At 60.8% G+C, this 3,292-nt stretch carries 6 protein-coding genes and 1 pseudogene; 4 read left to right on the plus strand and 3 right to left on the minus strand.

All coding sequences use genetic code 11. The features are described 5' to 3' along the window. Positions 1 to 37: 37 nt before the first annotated feature. Positions 38 to 550, minus strand: coding sequence for a hypothetical protein (locus F2P44_RS33920; RefSeq protein ID WP_167094440.1), 513 nt, complete (start codon positions 548 to 550; stop codon positions 38 to 40). Between F2P44_RS33920 and F2P44_RS36275 the strand changes: the two genes are divergently transcribed. Together F2P44_RS36275 and F2P44_RS33930 are read left to right on the plus strand one after the other, a co-directional pair. Then, the gene (locus F2P44_RS36275) at positions 551 to 670 is read left to right on the plus strand and encodes an IS66 family transposase (protein ID WP_167094442.1); all 120 of its coding nucleotides are present in this window, start codon (positions 551 to 553) and stop codon (positions 668 to 670) included. It begins immediately after the preceding gene. A gap of 40 nt (positions 671 to 710) precedes the next feature. Beyond that, positions 711 to 1,064 (plus strand): IS66 family transposase, encoded by a 354-nt coding sequence (locus F2P44_RS33930; RefSeq protein WP_267877650.1) that lies wholly within the window; start codon positions 711 to 713, stop codon positions 1,062 to 1,064. Here F2P44_RS33930 and F2P44_RS36280 read toward each other — a convergent pair. Further along, positions 1,009 to 1,143 (minus strand): hypothetical protein, encoded by a 135-nt coding sequence (locus tag F2P44_RS36280; protein ID WP_267877649.1) that lies wholly within the window; start codon positions 1,141 to 1,143, stop codon positions 1,009 to 1,011. The genes F2P44_RS33930 and F2P44_RS36280 overlap by 56 nt on opposite strands. A 44-nt stretch (positions 1,144 to 1,187) precedes the next feature. Next, a pseudogene (locus F2P44_RS36010) lies at positions 1,188 to 1,491 on the minus strand (IS3-like element ISKpn18 family transposase); the annotation flags it as partial. 38 nt (positions 1,492 to 1,529) lie between these two features. Here F2P44_RS36010 and udk point away from each other — a divergent pair. After that, a complete protein-coding gene (gene udk, locus F2P44_RS33935; protein ID WP_229423909.1) occupies positions 1,530 to 2,231 on the plus strand; it encodes a uridine kinase in 702 nt (233 codons plus the stop codon). 505 nt (positions 2,232 to 2,736) lie between these two features. After that, positions 2,737 to 2,922, plus strand: coding sequence for a hypothetical protein (locus tag F2P44_RS33940; protein ID WP_167094444.1), 186 nt, complete (start codon positions 2,737 to 2,739; stop codon positions 2,920 to 2,922). Positions 2,923 to 3,292 lie beyond the last annotated feature (370 nt).

Below are 3,292 nucleotides of genomic sequence, written 5' to 3' on the forward strand. Positions count from 1 at the left end.
ATGGTGTGGGCGTTTTGATTAAGCGTTAGAAACTAAATCATGCCAGAAATGGGCGCCCACCCCCACCTTTTCGCTTGCGCTGCCAAGCAATTTTCATCCGTTCCGCTAGTTTTGCAAGAGGCTCACATGAAGCGCCTTCCAACTTCACGTTAACGGCCGCTAGATTACCGCCCTTTGACATGGGAGCACTCGTATGGCCAAGGTGCATATCCGGGGCATTCAGGCTCGAGTGGCCACAGCGCCAGCATACATACACGCCGTTGTTGTTCAGATCAGCATCCTCGATAAGGTCATCACGGCAGGCTTGTTGGCCCGTTCGATCGCCGCCGCCGCCTTTGCTGGCAGCTATATCGGCCGGCGAGGCCCCGGTACCATCAGGCAATGCGAATTGTGACGGTTTTTTCGGTGCGAGTCCTGGTGGATCGGTCGACGTGAGTGGACTGAAAACATAGGCGAATTCGTTCGTGCCCCCAGCCAGGCCGATCGGAAGCAGCAATTCCCAAACAGCCGACTTCGCTGCCACCGCAAGGGCGAACATCCACAGGCGCACTTGGCGAACTTCAACGGCGTGCTGCAGCCTGATGCTTACGCCGGCTTCAACGCCGTCTACGACAGCGGCCGCGTCGTCGAAGTAGCCTGCTGGGCACAAGGCACGCCGCAAATTTTATGACCTACATGTAGCTCAACCGACACAGCTTACTACCGAGGCGCTGCCTTGGATCGGTAAGCCGTATGGCATCGAAGAATCTATCCGCGGCAAGCAGCCCGATGAACGCCGGGCAGCCCGCCAGCCGCAGGCGAAAGCGCTGCTCGATAATCCCGAACGCTGGCTGCATATCATACCGGGCACACTGTCGCGTCAATTCGATACGGCAGCGGCAATCCTGTACACCCTCAAGCTGTGGCCGACGCTGATACGCTATGCCGACGATGGCCGCATCGAGATCGACAACCCGGCCGCCGAGCGCTCGCTGCGTGGCATCGCCCTGGGGCTGCGCATTCCGCCCGTCAGCGGCGCGCCCTGGCCAGGCTTCGTTTCAGGGCAGCCCAGGCTGGCGACGTAGCGTCCAGGGCACGCTGGGCGAGGCGTTCGAGATCGTGCCCGGTGACGCGAAACCCGAAAAGACGAGGATCGCGGCGCATCCGGGCGATCCTGTCCGGTCCCTTGCATAGCGGCTCAACAGTCACCGCTTGTCGTTGTAGCAGCCGACGATGTCGTCGATGATATCGGCTTTGGCATCGGCTGGATTGGCGTACTGGCCTCTGCCAGACGGGTTCCATTTTGAGGTTCAGAAAGAAGCATGTCGCCACGGCGTTATCCCAGCGGTTCCCCTTGCGGCTCATGCTGCAAACGCAGCCGTGGAGTGCCAGCAGGGCCTGGTAAAGCTCACTCGCGTCCCGGCTGCCCGGGTCCGAAGGGGCGATCAGGCCCGGCGCTGGCTAGCGCTGCCGAATGGCCATGTTCGAAGCGTCGCAAACCCGTAGGCCGGGTCCCAGGTTTGCTGTAAAAGGCTGTCTTTCGAAATATAATGAGCCAGCTTCAGCGCCTTTACCCTGTCAGTTCGATCGCCGCTCCGGTATCATTCGGTATGAATAAGATTTCTTTCCCTCCGTTTGTCATTGGTGTCGCTGGCGGAAGCGGTAGTGGCAAGTCAACGGTGACACAGCAAGTACTCGCTTCGTTCGGTGCCGATATGGTGTCGGTCGTGATGCAGGATGACTACTACTGCGACCAAACCGATCTCACTCCCGAAGTGCGCCGCAAGCAGAATTACGACCATCCGCAGGCATTCGACTGGCCACTGCTGGTACAGCACATCCAGGCCTTGCGCAATGGCGAGGCGATCGACATGCCAGAGTACGACTTCACGATCGACAACCGCTCCGACAAAACCATTCCAGTCAAACCCGCCCCGGTCATCGTGATCGAAGGCCTGTTTGCCTTGTATGACGCGGACTTGCGCAAAATGATGTCGCTCAAGATCTTTGTCGACACCGCTCCCGATGTGCGCTTCATCCGCCGCATGCAAAGGGATATTACCGAACGCGGCCGTTCGGTCGACAGCGTTGTCGGCCAGTACCTGGAAACGGTGCGGCCGATGCACAAGCAGTTCATCGAGCCGACCAAGCGTCACGCCGACGTCATTTTGCCTCACGGCGCAAATGGCCCGGCAATCGATGTGATCACGACCAAAGTGGCGAGCGTCATCGGCCAGTTGAAGCGGCTCTGACCTGACTTCCTCGATTGCCTCGCCATCTGCTGCTGTCGAGCCGTGATGTTACGCGTCCGCGCGCTACTGTGCGCTGCGATGTGCAGGTCATTGACGCGCTGGCTAGCGCAGGCACCTGCCTGTACCTGGACGATGACCATCCCACGGGTAGGGCCGGATTGCGGACTTCAATGGCGCCGCTTCTTGCCGCCTGCGTTCACGGTCGCGGGGGTACTGACCGGGCGACGACATCGGCGCTACCTGCGAGAGCGGCCCAAAGGCTGATCGGCCTGGTGAGCTCCAAGAAGCAGGCAGTCCATCTTGATCGTACGAACAATGCCGATGACCGTCAGTTGCCGCTCTCGAGAACGCCAGATGTTGGGCATCATCAGCGCTATCCTCAATTTTGATGGGGCCGACGGCCGGATATGTAGCGTGAAGTTATCCGCGCCTCGGTAGTGCAGTGTTCCTGACTGCTGCCTATGTGATGGTAGCCGAGCCATCCGGCGAGCGCATGCGGCAGCCCATGCGCACCAGCACCGCGATCTACGACACCCGCTTCGCATTCGACTACTGTCGTCCGCTGGCCGATACGCGCCTATTGTGGGGCGGCCGTATCTCCACGCTCGAGCGCTGCGGCGCCACAGTCGCAGGCCTGCTGTATGGCGACGTGCTGAAGGGTGTATCCGTAGCTGCAAGGCGCCAAGGTTGATTACGCCTGGAGCTGCGTGATGAACTACGGCCGCCAAACGATGCGGTAGCTGGGCTGCGTGCGGAAGGGACCGGGTACGGGATCGGCTTTGGCGGCCTGGCATTGCGCCGCGCGCGCTGGCCGGCGGCGTGCTCGCTGCTGCCATCAGCGGCGACCGCGCCGTACTGAACACCGTGGCAGTTGGGACTTGCCGACCACGGGTGGTCCGGCTGGATTGGTGGCCGCCCAACTGGCGCACTGATACTAGGAGTCTGCGCGGCAGACGGAATTTGACCTCGCGAAACCGAGGCGGACGCGGCGAGCCGCGAGGCCGTCTCCGATTTCAGGCTCAAACGTGAGCCGATTTGCCGTGCTTGACAGCGAATTCGGA

This window comes from Massilia frigida (assembly GCF_011682175.1).
GTDB classification, from domain to species: domain Bacteria; phylum Pseudomonadota; class Gammaproteobacteria; order Burkholderiales; family Burkholderiaceae_D; genus Telluria_A; species Telluria_A frigida.

What these genes read in the sequence shown, in the direction of transcription:
- F2P44_RS36280 (WP_267877649.1), bottom strand. Translation starts at nt 1,143, where the DNA reads ATGCGCCGCGATCCTCGTCTTTTCGGGTTTCGCGTCACCGGGCACGAT.
- udk (WP_229423909.1), top strand. Translation starts at nt 1,530, where the DNA reads ATGAGCCAGCTTCAGCGCCTTTACCCTGTCAGTTCGATCGCCGCTCCG.
- F2P44_RS33940 (WP_167094444.1), top strand. Translation starts at nt 2,737, where the DNA reads ATGCGCACCAGCACCGCGATCTACGACACCCGCTTCGCATTCGACTAC.